Origin of the sequence: Pelobium manganitolerans (assembly GCF_003609575.1) — a bacterium.
Classification (GTDB): Bacteria; Bacteroidota; Bacteroidia; order Sphingobacteriales; family Sphingobacteriaceae; genus Pseudopedobacter; species Pseudopedobacter manganitolerans.
On the sequence record NZ_MBTA01000001.1, the window covers coordinates 455,812 to 475,897 of the forward strand.

Below are 20,086 nucleotides of genomic sequence, written 5' to 3' on the forward strand. Positions count from 1 at the left end.
CAATGAACTTAAACAAAGAGAAGATTAGTGCGTTAGCGCAAAGCAAAGTGACTTTGCCACAGTCGAACATATTTGAGTTGCCAGAGAAGGTTTTGCAGTTTGGCACCGGCGTTTTACTAAGAGGGCTTCCAAATTATTTTATTGATAAAGCTAACCGCGAAGGCATTTTTAACGGCCGCGTGGTGGTGGTAAAATCAACCGACCATGGCAGCACCAAAGATTTTGACGAGCAAGACAGCCTTTACACGTTAAGCATTAAAGGTATTGAGAACGGCCAGGCCGTAGATGAAACTATTGTGTCTTCGGCCATTAGTCGCGTACTTACCGCCGGTAGCCAATGGGCAGAAATATTAAAAGTAGCCGAAAACCCAGCACTGTCCGTAGTTATTAGCAACACCACAGAAGTGGGCATCACTTTAACAGATGATGATATCAACGCAAATCCGCCGGCATCTTTTCCCGGCAAATTACTAGCCGTTTTGCACCACCGTTTTAAAACATTTAACGGCGCTGCGGATAAAGGTTTAGTGATAGTGCCAACAGAATTAATTGTAGACAACGGCACCAAGCTTACCGAAGTTTTGTTGGCATTAGCTAAACAGAATAATTTATCGGCCGAGTTTGTAAACTGGTTTAAGGCTAACTGCCAAGTGTGCAACTCTTTGGTAGATTGCATTGTACCGGGCAAACCTGCTAAAGAAGAGTTAGAGGAACTGCAAAACGAACTGGGTTATAAAGACGGTTTGCTAATCATGTCCGAGGTTTACCGCCTGTGGGCTATCCAAGGTGACGAAAAAACCAAAGAAGCTTTATCTTTTGCACAGTGCAATAAAGGCGTGGTAATTACTCCGGATATTGATTTGCACCGCGAGTTAAAATTACGCTTGTTGAACGGGACGCACACTTTAAGCTGTGGCTTAGCTTATTTAGCCGGATGCGATACGGTAAAATCTGCCATGGATGATAAAGCGGTGGAGGCCTATATTGATAATTTAATGCGCGATGAAATTGCGCCGGCCATCCCTTACAATGTGACACAAGAGCAAACAAACGAGTTCGCCAACAACGTGCTGGACCGTTTCCGCAATCCTTACATCTTCCATCAATGGTTAAGTATTACGGCAAATTATAGCTCAAAGCTTAAAATGCGCGTATTGCCGGTATTGCTAAACTACGCCGAGAAGTTTAACGAAGTGCCAGAACTAATTGCTTTAGGCTTTGCGGCTTACATCCGCTTTATGAAGCCTGCATCGCGCGAAGGCGAAAAAGTGTACGGCGAAGCTAATGGCCAAAAATATTTGATTAACGATACCCTAGCGGCTTACGTTGCCGATATTTGGGATGCGGAAGCAGATAATATTGTTGAAGCTATCCTAGCCGACGAAAAATTATGGGGCACATCACTTGTAAAAATTCCTAACTTTGCAACAAGCGTAGCTTCGTATTTGCCGGCGATGGAGAACCCAAAATCAATCAAAGAGGCAATTGCCAAACAAGCGCGCTCCTTAGTTTCATAACATATGCAAAGAGTATTAAAAGTACACCCACAAGACAATGTTTTAGTGGCATTAACAGATCTTTTTGAAGGCGAAATTATCATCTATAATGATGAAAAAATCACCTTGTTAGATAATGTTAAAGCAAAACACAAGTTTTTAACCGCAGACTTAAAACAAGGCGACGAGATTTTAATGTATGGGGTGCTGGTGGGCAAAGCACAAACAGATTTAAAGGCAGGCAATGTAATTACCACTGCCAACATTAAACACGCCGCAAACAGCTTCGAAATTGGCGAACGCAAAACTGCTTGGGAAAAACCGGATGTAAGCAAGTGGGAAAACGCCACGTTTAACGGCTTCCACCGGCCAGACGGGAGCGTAGGTACCGCAAACTATTGGTTGGTTATCCCGATGGTTTTTTGCGAAAACCGCAACTTGGAGGTTTTACAAGAAGCTTTGGTTGGGCCCTTAGGCTACGGCCGTAAAAAAGCTTATCAAAACCAAGCGTTAAAACTGGTAGAAATGTACAAGGCTGGTGCCGATGTAGAAGACTTTTTAAATGTTGATTTATTTGTAGAGGGCGAAGACCAAAAATCGGAAAGACTTTTCCCTAACGTAGATGGCATTAAGTTTTTGACGCACCAAGGCGGTTGTGGCGGTATCCGTCAGGATTCGGAGACTTTATGTGCGCTTTTAGCAGGATATATTACGCATCCTAACGTGGCCGGTGCTACCGTATTAAGCTTAGGTTGCCAAAATGCGCAGGTAAATATCCTGCAAACAGAAATAGAAAAAAGAGACCCTAACTTCGCCAAACCTTTATATGTTTTGGATCAGCAGAAAGTAGGTAAAGAGTCGGAATTATTGCCTTTGGCTTTAAAACAGACTTTTGCGGGCTTGGTAGAAGCCAATAAGCAAACCCGTAAACCGGCGCCTTTAAGCAAAATCACCATCGGTTTAGAGTGCGGCGGTTCTGATGGCTTCTCGGGAATTTCGGCAAACCCGGCCATTGGTTATACCTCAGATTTGTTGGTGGCACTGGGCGGACAGGTTATTTTAGCCGAGTTTCCAGAGCTTTGCGGCGTAGAGCAAAACATTAGCGACCGTTGTGTTACGGTTGAAGAAGCAGAACGTTTCTCGCACCTGATGAAAACCTATGCGGCACGTGCAGAAGCGGCAGGCTCGGGCTTTGACATGAACCCTTCTCCGGGCAACATCAAAGACGGTTTAATTACAGATGCGATAAAATCTGCCGGAGCAGCTAAAAAAGGCGGAACATCACCTGTGGTAGCTATTTTAGACTATCCGGAAAAGGTGACTAAGCCAGGCTTAAACTTGCTGTGTACGCCAGGTAATGATGTGGAATCTACCACCGCCGAAGTAGCTTCTGGCGCAAACATCGTATTGTTTACCACGGGCTTGGGTACACCAACGGGCAACCCCGTTACTCCGGTTGTTAAAATCGCGAGCAATACCACGCTGTTTAACCGGATGAACGACATCATGGACATCAATACCGGAACCATTATAGATGGCGAAGAAACTATTTATGACGCCGGCGCACGCATTTTAGACTATGTAATAAAAGTTGCCAGCGGCGAGGTTGAAGTTGCCGCCGTACGCAACGGACAAGATGATTTTATTCCTTGGAAACGAGGGGTATCGCTTTAAGTTTCTGTATACCAGACTTACGAAGTTAAAACTTCGTAAGTCTTCTTGTCCGCGCAAGTCTTCTTGTCCGCGCAGGGTCTTTCGCAGAAGACCCTGCGATTAGAAGATTGCTGTGCTAAACCTAACTTTGTACCGAAGTTCATCGCCGATTTTTAAAAATTCCCCAATTAAAGTCCTCGGTTTTTAAAGGCAATCAAGTGATCCTACTTCCGATTTTTTTTGTCCGCGCAGGGTCTTTCGCAGAAGACCCTGCGATTAGAAGGCCTTCGCTATTGGTTGAGCACTCACTTTTCAGGACGAGACACGACGTGAAATTTGGAGCGGGAGACCCCATTCTCACTACTCACTATTGACCACTTGTCCTCGCAGGGTCTTTCGCAGAAGACCCTGCGATTAGAAGATTGCTGTGCTAAACCTAACTTTGTACCGAAGTTCATCGCCGATTTTTAAAAATTCCCCAATTAGAGTCCTCGGTTTTTAAAGGCAATCAAGTGATCCTACTTCCGATTTTCTGAACTTTGTAAGGCCTTCGCTATTGGTTGAGCACTCACCTTTCAGGACGAGACACGAAGTGAAATTTGAAGCGGGAGACCCCATTCTTACTACTCACTATTGACCACTCACTCCCACAAAACCCACTTCTTCAAAATTCCTTCTACCTCGGCATTTTAAACACCAGCCCCAGGGCCAGGTTTTGGCTGTACTGTATTTTACCGCTGTAATTATCGTCGTATAAAGCCGTTGCGCCCAAGGTCACATTCACAACCCGGTTAACCTTTGCAGTTAGTGTCGCATCTAACCTTTGATCAATATTATTAATGGTTTCGTAAGCCGCAAACAATAGGTAACGCGCCTTTAAGTTCAGGTTAGGCGCAATGTCTTTGTCAAAATTGGCCACCCCTTGGAAAGCCAGTTCGTTTTTAAAACGTTTGCCTACTTCTACGCCAAAGTTTTTAGGGTTATTGCGATAAAGCGTGGTATCCAGCAAAAAGGTTTGGCGGGCAGTACCGGTACCTAAGCGCACGCTAAAATATTTTTCGGGCTTGTACTCAAAACCTATAGACTCTGTAAGGTATCCCGGCGACATAAATTTGGAGATGATTTTGCGGGTTTCGTTACCTTCTTTATCTTTTCCGTAAGAATATCCGGCATCAAACTGGGATTCAAAGCTGATGGAACCAAAGAAGTTCCAGTTTTTGGATAATGGCAAGGCCGCTTTGTTATCCCAAAAAATACGGTCGTTGGTTTTACGCTCTAGCTGGCCTTTGTTTTTTAATTTACCGTACTGCAAAAGCACCTCTGTGGTAAAGTTACGCCCGTTTTTGTTGTACTCGGCTTTGTAGTTTAGTAAAGATCCCAAGGCAATAGAGTTTACACCGCCCCCGCTCCAGTTATCGCTAAAGGCCGCTTGGTTTAGGTTAATACCAAAGTTGGCTTTGGTTTTCCAATAGTTTACTTTAATGTGTGCCAAGCTTTGGCTTAACTGCTGTTTGTAAATAAAAAAGATAGGCCTGCGTACCGGAAAAGGGTTTTTCTTTACCTGAATTTCCTGAACTTCAATGGGTTCAATTCTATCATCGTTTTGCGCAAAAGCACTAAAAGTGAATGTAATTAAAAAAAGCACCGGCAGAAAGGTACCGAAATTTTTAAACGGATTCATCCGGCAAAAATGCCAATTTATAAAGGTTTTAAAAAATCCATTTTCTTAACACGGCGCAAAAACATCGGCGCAAAGCCTAAAAATCGGACTTATTTGGTAATATGTCTATTACTTTAAGCGCTTTTGCCGGCTAATGCGTGTAAGGTTTTGTAAATTCAAACTTTGGAAAAAATGGCGTTCGCCATAAAATCATGATTATGAATATCTCAAAAACTTCTTTCGCAATTGTAATTGCCAGCGTAGTATTGGCATCTTGCAACAATAACAAAAACGCAAAATCAGACCACAGTAACAACCCCTTTTTTAGCGAAAGCCATTTGCCCTACCAAGCACCCGCTTTTGACAAAATTAAAAACAGCGACTTTTTGCCTGCTTTTAATGAAGGCATGAAACAGCAACTGGCAGAAGTTGACTCGATTGTAAATAACACCGAAGCGCCAACTTTTGAAAATACATTTGTTCCTTTAGAAAAAAGCGGACAGCTTTTAGCGCGCGTAAATAACGTTTTTGGTTTGTTAACCAGCGCCAACACGAACGACGAATTGCAGAAAATTGAAGAAGAGGTTTCGCCGAAACTGGCGGCTCACCATGATGCCATCTTTTTAAACCCAAAACTTTTTAGCCGCGTTGAAGCGATTTACAATAGCGCGGAAAAAAAGGAGCTCGACGCAGAGTCTCAGCGCTTGGTTGATGTTTATTACGAGAACTTTGTGCTGGCCGGTGCCAAGCTAAATGATGAAGCCAAGGCCGAAATGAAGAAACTGAACGAAGAAAAAGCGAGCCTTAGCACTAAATTCACCAATTTGCTTTTAGCGGCAACAAAAGAAGCTGCTTTACAGGTAGACTCGGCCGAAGCATTAAACGGTTTAAGTGAAGCAGAAATTAAAGCTACCGAAAAAGACGCCAAAGACGCCAAGGTAAAAAGTAAATATCTTATTGTGCTGCAAAACACTACGCAACAGCCCTATTTATCACAACTAACGGATAGGAAAACGCGTGAACAATTGTTTAACGCCAGTTACAACCGGGCCGAGAAAGCAGATGCTAACGATACCCGCGGCACGCTCATCCGCCTGGCCGAAATCCGCGCCAAGCAAGCGCAACTGCTAGGTTTTAAAAACTATGCGGCCTGGAACCTAAAAAACCAGATGGCACAAAGCCCGGAGGCAGTAAGCCTGTTTTTAAAACAAATTGTACCGGCCGCAACTGCTAAGGCTCGCACAGAAGCTAAAGAACTGCAAACCCTGATAGACCAGCAAAAAGGCGGTTTTAAACTGGAGCCTTGGGACTGGAATTTTTACGCCGAGCAGTTGCGTAAGCAGAAATATGACTTAAACGACAGCGAGATTAAACCTTATTTTGAGCTAAACAGAGTACTGCAAAACGGTGTGTTTTATGCCGCTACGCAACTGTACGGCATCACTTTTAAAGAACGCACAGACTTACCCGTTTACCAAGAAGATGTAAAAGTTTACGAGGTTTTTGATAAAGACGGTAGCGAGCTGGGGCTTTTTTACGCCGACCTTTTTAAACGTGATAACAAATCTGGCGGTGCATGGATGTCGAACATCGTAAACCAATCCACTTTGTTGGGTACCAAGCCGGTAATTTATAATGTGTGCAATTTCACCAAACCCGCAGAAGGCCAGCCAGCTTTAATTAGTTTTGACGACGTTACCACGATGTTCCACGAGTTTGGACATGCTTTGCACGGCTTTTTTGCCAGCCAAAAATATGTAACGCTTTCGGGTACAGATGTTGCACGCGATTTTGTAGAGTTCCCTTCCCAATTTAACGAGCACTGGGCAATGGAGCCTAGCGTGTTTAAAAACTACGCTGTGCACTATAAAACCGGCGAAGCCATGCCCGCTACCTTGGTAGCGAAAATTAAAAAGTCCGCTGCCTTTAACCAAGGTTACATGCTTACAGAATTGCTAGCGGCCGCATCATTAGATATGCAATGGCATAGCATTAGCGCCGGCACCAAAATTAACGACGCCAATAAATTTGAGCATGATGCGCTACAACGCACGGGTTTGTTAATGGACGAGGTTCCGCCGCGCTACCGCTCAAGCTATTTTAAACATATTTGGGGCGGAGGCTACGCTGCCGGTTATTACGCCTATTTGTGGACAGAGATGCTGGACCACGATGCATTTTCATGGTTTGAAGAAAACGGCGGTTTAAACCGCGAAAATGGCCAGCGTTTTAGAGATATGATTTTATCTAAAGGGAATACCGAAGATTACAACAAGATGTTCAAAGACTTTAGAGGCCACGCGCCAGATATTAAACCGATGTTACGCAACAGAGGTTTGGTGAATTAGAACAAGCCTATTTGAAAAACATCTTTAAAGCTTCCGATTTTTTAAAAATCGGAAGCCCTTTTTTATTCCACAGCTCTTAGCCTAACGCTAATAATTCTTTAAAACACTTGGGCATCATCGAAATATTTAAAACAGCACCGTTTCTGATACCTCTTCATCTTTATTCTCCTCTAAATTGCGCTCTTTTTCCTTAGCAATAGCGCGCGCTGTTTTACGGCAAAGGAAACCGTTTTTTGTTGCTGTTACGGCTATCAAGGTTTCGTCATTGGCATCGTCCTCAGTGCAGTCGTCTAGCTGGTAATAAAAAAACCTATCTGCAAGTTTTTTCTCGATGTACAAAGTGGCGTTTACAGGAATCTGCAGCTTTAAATTCACTTCTTGGCTGCGCCATGCATCAGCATTGCTAAGCTCAAAGCGTTTGTCAAAAGTTAGTACAGAGTCGCTTTGGTGATAATAATAAACTATCAAGTGCGCATTTTTTAACGCGTTTCTAAAATTGCTTCCGCGCGCAGTATAGGTTTTGCTCAAAATAGGCGCATCGGCACCACCAATACTTAAATCAAAATGCAAGTTCCGCGGCGAATCAAAATCGCGGTCGCTTCCCGAAATTCTAATGATCCGGTTCTCTACCTCATCATTATTAACGTCTTCCTGTACGGTACGTTCATCGCCCAAGCGTAAAACATAGCTTTGCTTGTTATTTGGTTTTAGGTTGATTGTTTCGGTATAGCTGGCCTGTTCTTTAAATTCGGTTGCGTTTTTGGCGACGCAAAAAGTAGCGGTTGCCAAAGCTAAGATCCATAAAGCGGTTAAGCTAAAGCTGATGTTTCTATTTAAAATTTTTGTATTAAAAAGAACGCGCAATAATAAGATAAACAGCGCGAACAGCGGAATAATCACCAGCAAAAACCCGCATACAAAAATCAATGGGCGTAGGCTATCAGTAATCATATTCAACGGAAATATGGTAGCCATATCTGTATTGCTGATATAGCCCATAAACACCGTAAAGCAGATAAAAGCAGCACACAAAAGCAAGCCGATAAATATCATAGCCAACACACCAAAAATGCGGACTATAAACTTTAAGAGCTTCGCGATGCTTGCCATAAGCCTATCTACCAAATTGCGGATAAATAAACCAGTTTTCCCAAACGCCGGAGTGTTTGCTTTTAATTGGCTAAGGTTGCTGGCAACTGCGTTTAGTTCTTCTTCAAAACTTTGCGCAAATGATTGCAGGTTTATCTTTTTCCCCATCATCTGTAGCCTTTCGCTGCGGGTTTGGGCTTTCGGCATCACAATCCACAATAAAACATAAGGCAAAACACCAAAACCAAAAAAGGCAAACAGTGCGATAAAGAAAATGCGGATCCACTTTGGCGCTACGTTAAAATAATGGGCTATGCCGGCGCAAACTCCCCCTATAAAACGGTCTTCGGTATCGCGGTAAAGCTTTTTTGGCTGATTTATGGCATTTAGGTTTTCGTTCTCGAAGAGTTCGTTTTCGTCGGTTTCAAAATCGGTTGGCTTGCCCATCCTTGTAATCATTAAGCTAACGTCTTCTTGCAACAAAACCTGGCGGCTGGCCTGACTTAGCTGTTCGGCAAACATTTCTGCGATGCGGTCTTCAATATCGCGCACAATCTCGGCCTTGTCCGCATAGTTTGAAAAATGTGCCTTAACGCTGTCAATGTAAGTTTTTAATGCCTGGTAGGCGTCCTCTTCGATATGGAAAACCCGACCGGAGATATTAATAATTATCGTTTTATTCATGGTTTTTTACTTATTCTTCTCTCTTTGATTTACTGTTCTTTCTACCGCGTAGGCTAAATCCTGCCAAGTCTCGTCAAGTTTTTTAAGAAGTTCTTCACCCTCCGCAGAAAGCTGATAATATTTTCGGGGCGGTCCTGATGTGGATTCTTTCCAGTTGTATGATAGAATCCCGTTGTTTTTTAAGCGAGTGAGCAAGGGGTACAGCGTACCTTCCACCACCAATAGGCGCCCAGCTTTTAGTTCCTCAATAATATCAGAGGCGTAAATTTCGCCCCGCGCTATGATAGAAAGGATACAGTACTCTAAAATCCCTTTCCGCATTTGGGTCTGCGTGTTTTCTGCTAACATATTACAAAGATATAGGTATTAATTAGTAATATGCAATACATAGTACTGTATAAAGGGTGTAAATAGTTGTAAAGTATTGGAAATCAACAGTATTATTTTTTTGAAGAAATGAGGTGAAACGGTCTGATGAGTGATAGCACCGTTTTGCAAACGTGATAGACTTAGACTTCCGAAGTTTTTAAAACTTCGGAAGTCTTTCCCTAAGAATATAATTCGAAATTCCTTTCAGATACTCTAGCTTTTAACCAATACGGTGATTTTGGAATCCCGTACGGGCAACAATCCCGCGGTGGTATCCGCTTAATCATCCTCTCCTTTTTCGTATCCTTCGTAATAATAGGATTGTTCTATCCCTTTAAAAATGATTTCTCGGCTATGTATCTCGGTAGTCAAGTTGGCGGAAAGTAAGGTCCGTAATTCTAAATCGTTGATAGGGCTTCTTTCTATTGCTGTAAATAAAGCGTTTTTTAAACTATTTTTATCTATACTTTTCATATAAATTGATAAAAACCTTATCAGACCGGTTTAATCTACATATCAGGGGTATCTAAGATAAGACAAATCCGCTTTAATGCGCTTCCAACCAGTTTAGACCTTCGCCTACCTCAACCACCAAAGGCACTTTAGTTTTTATTGCATTTTGCATACGGTCTTTAATCAGCGCCTTCATTTGTTCTTTTTCTGATAGCAGCACATCAAAAACAAGCTCATCATGCACCTGCATGGTCATACGGGATTGCAGACCTTGCGCCATAATGTCGCGGTGAATCTGGATCATCGCAATCTTGATCATATCTGCTGCAGAACCTTGTATGGGCGCGTTAATGGCGTTACGTTCCGCAAAACCACGCACCGTTTGGTTGGCCGAGTTAATATCTCGCAAATAACGTCTGCGGCCCATAATGGTTTCTACATAGCCGTTTTCGCGCGCAAAATTCATGGTATTCGCCATGTACTTTTTAATGCCTTGGTACTGCTCAAAATAATTGGCAATAATATCTCCGGCCTCTTTGCGCGGGATGCCCAATGTTTGCGACAAGCCAAATGCCGACTGCCCATAAATAATTCCAAAATTCACGGCTTTGGCGTTCCGGCGTTGGTCGGCGGTAACTTCTTCCAAAGAAACGCCATACACTTTAGCCGCCGTTGCCGTGTGGATATCCAAACCTTGCATAAAGGCATCCATCATGTTAGGGTCTTCACTAATTTCGGCAATAATGCGCAGCTCAATCTGGGAGTAATCTGCAGAAAGCAAAATATGGTTTTCATCTCTCGGGATAAAAGCCTTGCGCACCTCGCGCCCGCGAGCGGTTTTTATTGGGATATTTTGTAGGTTAGGATTGTTTGAGCTTAAACGGCCCGTAGCAGCCACAGCTTGGTTGTAAGAAGTATGTACGCGGCCGGTTTTAGGATTAACCAACAAAGGCAAGGCATCCACATAAGTGGATTTTAGTTTACACATCTGCCTAAAATCCAAAATGTCTTGCACAATGTCCGATTTTGGCGCTAAAGCCAAAAGCACATCTTCACCGGTTTGGTACTGCCCAGTTTTTGTCTTCTTCGCTTTTTCATCCAATTTTAGTTTATCAAAAAGCACTTCGCCCAACTGTTTGGGCGACGCCAAATTAAATTTAACGCCGGCCTTATCATACACCACCGCTTCTAAACGGTTAATATCTGTTTCCAACTCTGCCGAATAGTTTTTCAGTTGCTCCATGTCTATGCGCACCCCTTCAATCTCCATATCCGCCAGCACATAAACCAAAGGATTTTCTACCTCCGAAAACAGCTTATCCGCTTTAACCTCCGTTAGCATGGGCTCAAAGACTTGTTGCAATTGCAAAGTGATGTCCGCATCTTCAGATGCGTAATCTTTCACGCTTTCTACATCCACCTCGCGCAAGCTGCCTTGGTTTTTTCCTTTTTTGCCGATAAGTTCTGTGATGGCTATGGGTTTATAACCCAGATAATTTTCGGAAAGTACATCCATGTTGTGGCGCGTATCCGGATCTAAAAGATAATGCGCCAACATCGTGTCAAACAGCTCTCCTGCCACATTTACACCATACCATTTTAAAATGAGCACGTCGAACTTGATGTTTTGGCCAATTTTTTTGATGCTGGTGGTTTGGAATACATCCGCAAATTCTTGCACAATGGCTTTGGCCTCTTCTTGGTCAAAAGGGATGGGCACATAAAATGCTTCGGCCGGTTTCACGCTGAAAGAAAGCCCCACCAGCTCGGTATTGTTAGCGTCAACGCCGGTAGTTTCGGTATCAAAACAAAAAGCTTGTTGCCTGCTTAAAAGCTGTATCAGCTCTGCGCGGGCCTCTTCTGTATCTATCAAATGGTAGGTGTGTGGCGTATTTTCGATGTTTTTGCCGCCCTCTACCACCATGGCGGCCTGCGCCGGGCTAATGGTGATATTGGTAATGCCGGGCGCTTCTACAGGGTTCCCAAATAAATCCATTTGCCCGCCCTGCGGTTTTGCATCGGCAATGTTAAACTCTTCGCCAAAAACCCTGCGACCCAAGGTGCGGAACTCCAGCTCGGCAAAAAGCGGTTCTAGCTTCTCACGATCTGGCGGCCCAATACGGAAACTTTCTTCATGGAACTCTACCGGCGCATCCAATAAAATGGTCGCCAATTTTTTAGAGAGCAAACCTTGTTCGGCAAAGGTCTCTACATTTTCGCGTTGTTTCCCTTTTAATTCGTGACTATTGGCAATAATGCCTTCCATAGAGCCATATTGCTTAATTAAGGCTTTGGCGGTTTTTTCGCCAATGCCAGGTATGCCTGGGATGTTATCTACGGCATCGCCCCAAAGCCCCAGAATGTCTATCACTTGGTGCACGTGTTCAACCTCCCACTTTTCTAACACTTCTTTAACGCCTAAAATCTCCATCCCGTTACCCATACGGGCGGGTTTATAAATAAAAATATTGTCGGAAACCAGTTGCGCAAAATCCTTATCGGGCGTCATGCAGTAAACGGTATAACCTTCTTTCTCTGCTTTTTTTGCCAAGGTTCCGATAATGTCATCCGCCTCAAAACCGTCTGATGTTAACACCGGAATGTTAAAGCCTTCTATCAATTTCACCACGTAAGGTAAAGCTGCCGATAAATCTTCTGGCATGGCTTGCCGATGGCCTTTGTAAGCTTCGTAATCGCTATGGCGTTCGGTGGGCGCGTCGGTATCAAAAACCACGGCGATATGGCTGGGGTTTTCTTTCTTTAAAACCTCTAACAAAGTATTGGTGAAACCCATTACCGCCGAAGTATTTATTCCGTTTGATGTAAATCTGGGGTTTTTGCTAAGCGCAAAATGCGCGCGGTAAACCAGCGCCATACCGTCTAGCAGAAAAAGTTTTTTTGACATGTGAATTCCTTATTGCTTAATAGCGAATTTTTCAAATTTAATATTTTGAAGACGGTTTTTGCGGATGATAAATTATTAGGGCCTTATTTTCCTTCAAATCTTCTTTTGATGTGGCACATTTCGCCAAAATTTTACTTATTGTACTGATAACACTATATTTGCAGCATTATTGAATAACATGGAAAACGTTAGCACTCCTATAAATTTTTTACCCATTATTATACAGCTGGCAGTAGCATTGGGCTTTGTGGCTTTAACAATGGTTTTAACCCACTTAATTGGCCCTAAACGCAAAACTACCGACGTTAAATTAACCGCTTTTGAGTCGGGTATTGAGGTAGTAGGTAATGCGCGACAGCCGTTTTCTGTAAAGTACTTCTTGGTAGCTATCATTTTCGTGATATTCGATATCGAGGTGATTTTCATGTACCCTTGGGCCGTTAACTTTAGGTGGCTGGGCTTAAGCGGTTTAATAGAGATGTTCATCTTCATGGGCACGCTTTTATTAGGCTTTATCTACGTAATTAAAAAAGACGCTTTGCGTTGGGATTAAGTAGAATTGTTCTAAATAGAAAACACCAACAATTAACAGCCATAAAACTTGGTAAATTTGGGGCTTATTCCACACGAGCCTTTTTTGACTTTTTGGGAGATTACACATTATGAGTGATATTAAGCTAGTAGAAGCGCCGGCGGGTATTCAAGGAGAAGGTTTTTTTGCTACCTCCTTGGACAAGGTAATTGGGATGGCAAGGGCAAACTCTTTATGGCCTTTACCTTTTGCAACATCATGTTGCGGGATAGAGTTTATGGCGACCATGGGTGCGCATTATGATTTTTCGCGTTTCGGGTCCGAGCGTCCTTCCTTTTCACCGCGCCAAGCAGATTTATTAATGGTAATGGGTACCATCGCTAAAAAAATGGCGCCGGTACTTAAACAAGTTTATATACAAATGGCCGAGCCTCGTTGGGTATTGGCGGTTGGTGCCTGCGCAAGCAGCGGCGGTATATTTGACACCTACTCGGTACTGCAAGGTATTGATGAGATTATCCCGGTAGATGTTTACGTGCCCGGATGCCCACCACGCCCAGAAGCTATTATCAACGGCTTCAACAAAATCCAAGATATCGTCCGTAACGAATCGTTACGCCGACGCGACTCGCCAGAATACACAGAATTGTTGGCCAAATACGGAATCCAATAATGGCTAAAATCACTAATCAACAAGTTTTAGATAAACTAAGCGCCAAATTTGGCGATAAGCTAAGTGCGCCTACCGAGCCTTTCAACTTTTTAACGGTAGATATGGAAGCGGCTATAGTTAACGAAGCTTTAGCTTTCTTAAAAAACGATGCCGAGCTTAGGTTTAACTACCTTACAGATATTACTGCGGTACATTATCCGGGTTTAGAAAAAGAGCTTTGCGTGGTTTATCACTTGCACAGCCTTTACAATAACATACGTATCCGCATTAAAGCATACGTGCCACTTGCTAACCCTGCTATTGCTACGGCAACTAACCTTTGGGAAGGTGCCAACTGGATGGAGCGCGAAACCTACGACTACTTTGGGATACAGTTTGTGGGCCACCCTAACTTGGTGAGGATTTTAAATGTGGACGATATGACGGTTTTCCCGATGAGAAGAGAATACCAGCTGGAAGACCCGAACAGAGTAGATAAAAAAGATTTTTTCTTTGGACGCTAAGGAGTACAAATGAGCAATTTTATTACAGAGATAACGCCTAACAGACCGGTTTATGTAGATAACGATCCGCAAAACGAGTTAACTACATTAAACTTAGGGCCTACCCACCCAGCAACGCACGGAGTTTTCCAAAACGTGTTGCAAATGGATGGCGAGCGTATTGTGAGCGGGGTGTCTACCATCGGCTACATCCACAGAGCGTTTGAAAAAATCGCAGAACACCGCCCGTTTTACCAAATTACTACCCTTACAGACCGCATGAATTATTGCTCGTCGCCCATCAACAACATGGGCTGGCACATGACGGTAGAGAAGCTTTTGGGTATCGAAACTCCAAAACGTGTAGATTACCTGCGCGTGATTGTAATGGAGCTAAGCCGTATTACAGACCATTTAATTTGTAACGGTATTTTAGGTGTAGATACCGGTGCATTCTCGGGTTTCCTTTACCTGATGGAAGAGCGCGAACATGTTTACGAAATTTTTGAAGAGATATGTGGCGCCCGCCTAACCACCAACATTGGCAGGATCGGCGGCTTTGAACGCGATTTTAACGACATCGCTTTTGCCAAGCTGAATAAATTTTTAGAAAAATTCCCACCGGTTTTAAAAGAGTTTGAACAACTGTTTAACCGTAACCGTATTTTTATAGAGCGTACTTCGGGCGTGGCAGCGGTTGACCCCGAAACAGCTTTAAACTACAGCTGGAGCGGCCCTATTTTAAGAGCTACTGGCGTTGATTATGACGTACGCGTAAACGAGCCTTACTCTTCTTACCAAGATTTTGATTTTGAAATCCCGGTAGGTACCGCAGGCGATGTTTACGACCGCTTTATTGTACGCAACGAAGAAATGTGGCAAAGCCTTAGGATTATTGAGCAAGCGCTAGAAAAGCTAAAAAAAGAACCTAAAGGCGTATTCCACGCAGATGTACCCGAATTTTACTTGCCTCCAAAAGAGCAAGTTTACAACAACATGGAAGCCTTAATTTATCATTTCAAGATAGTGATGGGCGAAATTGATACACCAAAAACAGAGGTTTATCACGCTGTTGAGGGCGGAAACGGCGAGCTTGGTTTTTACTTGATTAACGACGGCGGACGTACGCCTTACCGTTTGCATTTCCGCAGGCCAAGTTTCATCAACTACCAAATGTATGCACCAATGAGCAGCGGCATGTTATTGTCTGATGCGATTATCAATATGTCTAGTTTGAACATTATAGCCGGAGAATTAGATGCTTAGAGTAGAAGACACCACAGCGGTAGAATTTCCTGCTGCACTTATCAGTAAATGCCAAGAAATCATCGGCCGTTATCCAGAAGGTCGCCAAAAATCTGCGTTGTTACCGATATTACACGAGGTGCAGGCAGTTTTCGGTTGGTTAAGCAGCAATGCCATGGACCAAGTTGCCGAAATGTTAAACATTAAAGCGATAGAGGTTTACGAAGTAGCCACTTTTTATACCATGTACTTTTTACAGCCAAAAGGCAAGTATGTGTTAGAAGTGTGCCGCACAGGCCCTTGCTGTTTGGTAGGTGCCGAAAAAATTATGGACTACATAGGTGAAAAGCTGGGCGTAAAAGAAGGCGAAGTTACGCCAGACGGTTTGTTTAGCTACCGCGGAGTAGAGTGTTTGGCCGCCTGCGGTTACGCTCCGGTATTGCAAATAGGACCAGAATATACTTTTTACGAAAACTTAACACCAGAGTCGGTAGATAAGCTGATAGCGGAACTAAAAGGAAAGATGTGAGACAATAGATTTGAGAAAGGAGATCCTTTTAGGTCGGCTTAGCTCAGATCAAAAAACGAAATTTAAAGAATATGAGAAAATAGAAGGTGTGAAAATAGACAAGCAAATGTCTCCAATCTCACATCTCCAATCTCAAATCTAATAAACAATGGGTCGCAAATTATTATTAGAACATATTAACGTACCGGGTATTAACACTTTTCAGGTTTACCGTGAAAAGGGTGGCTACCGAGCGGTTGAAAAGGCCTTAAAAACCATGTCTACAGACGATGTGGTAGAAGAGGTTAAAAAATCGGGCTTGCGCGGGCGTGGCGGTGCTGGTTTCCCTACCGGGATGAAGTGGAGCTTTTTGGCCAAGCCAGATGGTGTTCCGCGTTACTTGGTTTGCAACGCCGACGAGTCTGAACCGGGAACTTTCAAAGACCGCTATTTGATGACCCACATCCCTCATGCTTTAATTGAAGGGATGATTGTAGCCAGCTATGCCTTGGGTGCCAACACCAGCTATATTTATGTGCGTGGCGAAATGATGCCACAGGTACGCATTTTAGAAAAAGCCATTGCCGAAGCCAAGCAAGCCGGATTTTTAGGCAAAAACATATTAGGTAGCGGTTTTGATTTAGAGCTGTACGTACAGCCAGGCGGCGGTGCTTACATTTGTGGAGAAGAAACTGCACTGTTAGAATCTCTAGAAGGTAAACGCGGTAACCCGCGCATTAAACCCCCATTTCCGGCTATCGCTGGTTTGTACGGTTGCCCAACGGTAGTCAACAACGTTGAATCTATTGCGGCGGTTGTTCCGGTAATTAATGAGGGTGGCGAAGAGTATGCTAAAATCGGCATCGGCCGTTCAACAGGCACCAAGCTAATTTCGGCATCTGGAAACTTGAGAAAGCCGGGCGTTTACGAGATTGAATTAGGTATTTCTGTAGAAGATTTCATTTATTCTGACGAGTACTGCGGCGGTATCGCCAACGGCAAAAAGCTGAAAGCGGTAGTAGCAGGCGGTTCATCAGTGCCAATTTTGCCGGCAAACTTAATATTGAATTTAGCAAACGGCGAAAAGCGCTTAATGTCTTACGAATCTTTATCCGAAGGTGGTTTCGCTACCGGAACCATGTTGGGTTCGGGCGGTTTCATTGCTTTTGATGAAGACCAGTGTATTGTAAGAAACACTTGGAACTTCGCCCGTTTTTACGCGCACGAATCATGCGGACAATGTTCGCCCTGCCGTGAGGGTACCGGCTGGATGGAAAAAGTATTGCACCGTTTAGAGTTGGGCCAAGGAAAATCTAGCGATATGGATTTATTGGTGAGTGTTTCTAAGCAGATAGAGGGAAACACCATTTGTCCGCTAGGTGATGCGGCAGCTTGGCCGGTAGCCAGTGCCATCCGCCATTTTAGGGATGAGTTTGAGTGGCACGTGAGCAATCCGCAATTGGCCGTAAAACAAAACTATGGCTTGGCACATTATGCAGATCCGTTGCCTCCGGTAGTTGCCGCGGAAGCTTAACTGATTTTAAGTCTTGGCTTTGCCGAGCGCATTATACAAATTGCTGCGCGATGTGGCAATAGAAAATGATAGTTAAAGATTGATGCAGACATGGTGCGTGAGACCTCTCGTTCCTTGAGGTGAGGACACCGAAGGAGGATCTGGAACGAGCCGTCATGTCGAGCATAGCGAGACATCACACTTGTATTTAAACGCTCTGAACCCACCTCTCGAAGGTGACGGGAGTAAAAAGAAAGCAGGTTTGCGTTAGGGATTGAAGCGGCATCCTTTTTTGCGTAGAGCAAGTCAAAGTGTTTAAAGACAAAACGCAAAAAAGATATAGCGGAAAGCCCGCCCGAACGCCCAAAATTCGGAAAAGGGCATTTTAGAAAAGAAGAATCGAACAATTTAAATTAATAAAATTGGCTGATAAAATAAAAGTTGTAATAGACGGCATCCCGACTGAGGTAGAACCGGGAACAACTATTTTAAATGCTGCGCGTCAGATAGGTGGGGATATTGTGCCTCCGGCAATGTGCTACTACTCCAAATTGGAGGGCAGCGGCGGTAAATGCCGTACCTGCTTAGTAAAGGTAACTAAAGGCTCTGAGAAAGATCCTCGGCCGATGCCGAAGTTGGTGGCCAGTTGCCGTACCAATGTCATGGACGGAATGGAGGTGCTAAATATCACCTCGCCTGAAGTTGTTGAAGCGCGTAAAGGCGTAGTTGAAATGTTGTTGATTAACCACCCGCTAGATTGCCCTATTTGCGACCAGGCCGGTGAGTGCCATTTGCAAGATTTAAGCTACGAGCACGGCTTGGCAACTACACGTTACGAATTTGACCGTCGTACTTTCGATAAAATAGACATTGGCGATAAAATTCAGTTGCACATGACGCGCTGCATTTTATGCTACCGTTGCGTTTATGTTGCCGACCAAATTACCGAAGGCCGCGTGCACGGCGTGTTAAACCGTGGAGACCACGCCGAGATTTCTACCTACATCCAAAAGGCGGTAGATAACGATTTCTCTGGAAACATGGTTGACGTTTGCCCGGTGGGTGCTTTAACAGATAAAACTTTCCGCTTTAAAAACCGGGTATGGTTTACCAAACCGGTAGAAGCGCACAGAGATTGCCCAACCTGCTCGGGTAAGGTGACGCTGTGGTACAAAGGCGAGGAAGTTTTGCGCGTAACCGCACGTAAAGACCAATGGGGCGAGGCAGAAGAATTTATTTGCAATACCTGCCGTTTTGATAAAAAAGAAACTAAAGACTGGGTAATTGAGGGGCCGCGCAACGTATCGCGCCACTCGGTAATTAACGCCAACCATTATTACGAGCTAAACCCGGCACAGGTGGTTAAAAAGAACCCAGAGCTGATGGAAGCAAATAAAAACCAGTTTGAAAGGGCTAAGAAGTTTTAAATGGAGACTGCATTTTTAATAGAGAAAACCGCATTGGTGTTGGTGTTATTTATCCTCACCTTAACTATTGCCGCTTACAGCACCTGGGCCGAGCGTAAAGTGGCCGCTTGGTTGCAAGACCGTGTAGGTCCAAACCGCGCAGGTATTTTTGGTTTGCTACAACCTTTGGCAGATGGCGGTAAAATGTTTTTTAAAGAAGAAATTATTCCAAGCGGCGCCAACAAATATCTTTTTGTTGCAGGCCCGTCTTTGGCTTTATTGGTTTCTTTTTTAGGATCGGCCGTTTTGCCTTTTGGCGATACCATCGAAATTTTTGGCCGTACCGTGCCTTTGCAGGTAACGGATATTAATGTGGGTGTGCTATACATTTTTGGCGTGGTATCTTTAGGCGTTTACGGCATTATGATTGGCGGTTGGGCATCCAACAATAAATATTCTTTAATGGGTGCTATCCGCGGTGCTTCTCAAAACATCAGTTACGAGATTGCCATGGGTTTATCCATCATTGCACTTTTATTGGTAACCAACAGTCTAAGTTTTAAAGAAATTGCTGCACAACAGCACGGCTGGCATTGGAATGTACTGGTACAGCCGTTGGGTTTTTTAATCTTTTTAGTATGTGCTTTTGCCGAAACCAACCGCGTTCCTTTTGACTTGCCCGAGTGTGAAACGGAGTTAATTGGCGGTTACCAAACAGAATATTCGGCTTTTAAAATGGGTGCTTACATGTTTGCCGAATACATTAACATGTTTGTTTCTTCGGCAGTAATGGCAGTGCTTTATTTTGGAGGTTATAACTATCCCGGTATGGATGCGGTAAATGCTATGCTGGGGCCAACTTGGGGTCCGCTGGTTGGTGTTGCCGTCATGTTTATTAAAATTATCGCCTTCATCTTCTTTTTTATGTGGGTAAGGTGGACGGTACCGCGTTTCCGTTACGACCAGCTGATGGATTTAGGTTGGAAGGTGTTAATTCCGTTGGCTATTGCCAACATTGTAATTACCGCAATTGTAATTACTGTAGTAGATAAATTATAAGGCTCCGACTT

The 20,086-nt window shown here is 43.8% G+C and carries 16 protein-coding genes; 11 read left to right on the forward strand and 5 right to left on the reverse strand.

What is annotated here, in order from left to right; all coding sequences use genetic code 11:
• Positions 1 to 2: 2 nt before the first annotated feature.
• Complete coding sequence (locus tag BCY91_RS01920) at positions 3 to 1,517, forward strand: tagaturonate reductase (RefSeq protein ID WP_120180312.1); 1,515 nt, start codon at positions 3 to 5, stop codon at positions 1,515 to 1,517.
• Positions 1,518 to 1,520: 3 nt separating this feature from the next.
• Entirely contained in the window at positions 1,521 to 3,170 is a 1,650-nt protein-coding gene (locus tag BCY91_RS01925) for a UxaA family hydrolase (RefSeq protein WP_120180313.1), read from the forward strand.
• Between the two features lie 655 nt (positions 3,171 to 3,825).
• On the opposite strand, the gene BCY91_RS01930 is transcribed toward BCY91_RS01925, so the two are convergent.
• Positions 3,826 to 4,830 (reverse strand): DUF3078 domain-containing protein, encoded by a 1,005-nt coding sequence (locus tag BCY91_RS01930; RefSeq protein WP_120180314.1) that lies wholly within the window; start codon positions 4,828 to 4,830, stop codon positions 3,826 to 3,828.
• A 197-nt stretch (positions 4,831 to 5,027) separates the two neighbouring features.
• Between BCY91_RS01930 and dcp the strand changes: the two genes are divergently transcribed.
• Entirely contained in the window at positions 5,028 to 7,157 is a 2,130-nt protein-coding gene (gene dcp / locus BCY91_RS01935) for a peptidyl-dipeptidase Dcp (RefSeq protein WP_120180315.1), read from the forward strand.
• 126 nt (positions 7,158 to 7,283) lie between these two features.
• On the opposite strand, the gene BCY91_RS01940 is transcribed toward dcp, so the two are convergent.
• The 4 genes from BCY91_RS01940 to polA form a co-directional block, all read right to left on the reverse strand.
• Complete coding sequence (locus BCY91_RS01940; RefSeq protein WP_120180316.1) at positions 7,284 to 8,930, reverse strand: PspC domain-containing protein; 1,647 nt, start codon at positions 8,928 to 8,930, stop codon at positions 7,284 to 7,286.
• A 6-nt stretch (positions 8,931 to 8,936) separates the two neighbouring features.
• A complete protein-coding gene (locus BCY91_RS01945; protein WP_120180317.1) occupies positions 8,937 to 9,278 on the reverse strand; it encodes a PadR family transcriptional regulator in 342 nt (113 codons plus the stop codon).
• A 300-nt stretch (positions 9,279 to 9,578) separates the two neighbouring features.
• Positions 9,579 to 9,773, reverse strand: a complete 195-nt coding sequence (locus tag BCY91_RS01950; RefSeq protein WP_220699412.1) for a hypothetical protein — start codon at positions 9,771 to 9,773, stop codon at positions 9,579 to 9,581.
• 73 nt (positions 9,774 to 9,846) lie between these two features.
• Complete coding sequence (gene polA, locus BCY91_RS01955) at positions 9,847 to 12,657, reverse strand: DNA polymerase I (protein WP_120180318.1); 2,811 nt, start codon at positions 12,655 to 12,657, stop codon at positions 9,847 to 9,849.
• Positions 12,658 to 12,835: 178 nt separating this feature from the next.
• On the opposite strand from polA, the gene BCY91_RS01960 reads away from it, so the two are divergent.
• The 8 genes from BCY91_RS01960 (at position 12,836) to nuoH (ending at position 20,075) form a co-directional block, all read left to right on the forward strand.
• Positions 12,836 to 13,210 (forward strand): NADH-quinone oxidoreductase subunit A, encoded by a 375-nt coding sequence (locus BCY91_RS01960; RefSeq protein WP_120180319.1) that lies wholly within the window; start codon positions 12,836 to 12,838, stop codon positions 13,208 to 13,210.
• 109 nt (positions 13,211 to 13,319) lie between these two features.
• A complete protein-coding gene (locus BCY91_RS01965) occupies positions 13,320 to 13,862 on the forward strand; it encodes an NADH-quinone oxidoreductase subunit B (protein WP_120180320.1) in 543 nt (180 codons plus the stop codon).
• A complete protein-coding gene (locus BCY91_RS01970) occupies positions 13,862 to 14,365 on the forward strand; it encodes an NADH-quinone oxidoreductase subunit C (protein WP_120180321.1) in 504 nt (167 codons plus the stop codon). The genes BCY91_RS01965 and BCY91_RS01970 overlap by 1 nt, the downstream gene beginning before the upstream one ends.
• Before the next feature lie 9 nt (positions 14,366 to 14,374).
• The gene (locus BCY91_RS01975; protein ID WP_182995281.1) at positions 14,375 to 15,610 is read left to right on the forward strand and encodes an NADH-quinone oxidoreductase subunit D; all 1,236 of its coding nucleotides are present in this window, start codon (positions 14,375 to 14,377) and stop codon (positions 15,608 to 15,610) included.
• A complete protein-coding gene (locus tag BCY91_RS01980; RefSeq protein WP_120180322.1) occupies positions 15,603 to 16,118 on the forward strand; it encodes an NADH-quinone oxidoreductase subunit NuoE family protein in 516 nt (171 codons plus the stop codon). The genes BCY91_RS01975 and BCY91_RS01980 overlap by 8 nt, the downstream gene beginning before the upstream one ends.
• Positions 16,119 to 16,266: 148 nt before the next feature.
• Positions 16,267 to 17,631 (forward strand): NADH-quinone oxidoreductase subunit NuoF, encoded by a 1,365-nt coding sequence (gene nuoF / locus BCY91_RS01985; RefSeq protein ID WP_120180323.1) that lies wholly within the window; start codon positions 16,267 to 16,269, stop codon positions 17,629 to 17,631.
• Between the two features lie 401 nt (positions 17,632 to 18,032).
• A complete protein-coding gene (locus BCY91_RS01990) occupies positions 18,033 to 19,037 on the forward strand; it encodes a 2Fe-2S iron-sulfur cluster-binding protein (protein WP_120180324.1) in 1,005 nt (334 codons plus the stop codon).
• Positions 19,038 to 20,075, forward strand: a complete 1,038-nt coding sequence (gene nuoH / locus BCY91_RS01995; protein WP_120180325.1) for an NADH-quinone oxidoreductase subunit NuoH — start codon at positions 19,038 to 19,040, stop codon at positions 20,073 to 20,075.
• Positions 20,076 to 20,086: the final 11 nt, after the last annotated feature.

Excerpts from the sequence above, each read along its gene's own strand:
- nuoF (WP_120180323.1), top strand. The coding sequence starts at position 16,267 with ATGGGTCGCAAATTATTATTAGAACATATTAACGTACCGGGTATTAAC.
- BCY91_RS01950 (WP_220699412.1), bottom strand. The coding sequence starts at position 9,773 with ATGAAAAGTATAGATAAAAATAGTTTAAAAAACGCTTTATTTACAGCA.
- BCY91_RS01940 (WP_120180316.1), bottom strand. The coding sequence starts at position 8,930 with ATGAATAAAACGATAATTATTAATATCTCCGGTCGGGTTTTCCATATC.
- BCY91_RS01960 (WP_120180319.1), top strand. The coding sequence starts at position 12,836 with ATGGAAAACGTTAGCACTCCTATAAATTTTTTACCCATTATTATACAG.
- nuoH (WP_120180325.1), top strand. The coding sequence starts at position 19,038 with ATGGAGACTGCATTTTTAATAGAGAAAACCGCATTGGTGTTGGTGTTA.
- BCY91_RS01965 (WP_120180320.1), top strand. The coding sequence starts at position 13,320 with ATGAGTGATATTAAGCTAGTAGAAGCGCCGGCGGGTATTCAAGGAGAA.
- BCY91_RS01980 (WP_120180322.1), top strand. The coding sequence starts at position 15,603 with ATGCTTAGAGTAGAAGACACCACAGCGGTAGAATTTCCTGCTGCACTT.
- BCY91_RS01930 (WP_120180314.1), bottom strand. The coding sequence starts at position 4,830 with ATGAATCCGTTTAAAAATTTCGGTACCTTTCTGCCGGTGCTTTTTTTA.
- BCY91_RS01920 (WP_120180312.1), top strand. The coding sequence starts at position 3 with ATGAACTTAAACAAAGAGAAGATTAGTGCGTTAGCGCAAAGCAAAGTG.
- BCY91_RS01970 (WP_120180321.1), top strand. The coding sequence starts at position 13,862 with ATGGCTAAAATCACTAATCAACAAGTTTTAGATAAACTAAGCGCCAAA.
- BCY91_RS01925 (WP_120180313.1), top strand. The coding sequence starts at position 1,521 with ATGCAAAGAGTATTAAAAGTACACCCACAAGACAATGTTTTAGTGGCA.
- BCY91_RS01975 (WP_182995281.1), top strand. The coding sequence starts at position 14,375 with ATGAGCAATTTTATTACAGAGATAACGCCTAACAGACCGGTTTATGTA.
- dcp (WP_120180315.1), top strand. The coding sequence starts at position 5,028 with ATGAATATCTCAAAAACTTCTTTCGCAATTGTAATTGCCAGCGTAGTA.
- BCY91_RS01945 (WP_120180317.1), bottom strand. The coding sequence starts at position 9,278 with ATGTTAGCAGAAAACACGCAGACCCAAATGCGGAAAGGGATTTTAGAG.
- polA (WP_120180318.1), bottom strand. The coding sequence starts at position 12,657 with ATGTCAAAAAAACTTTTTCTGCTAGACGGTATGGCGCTGGTTTACCGC.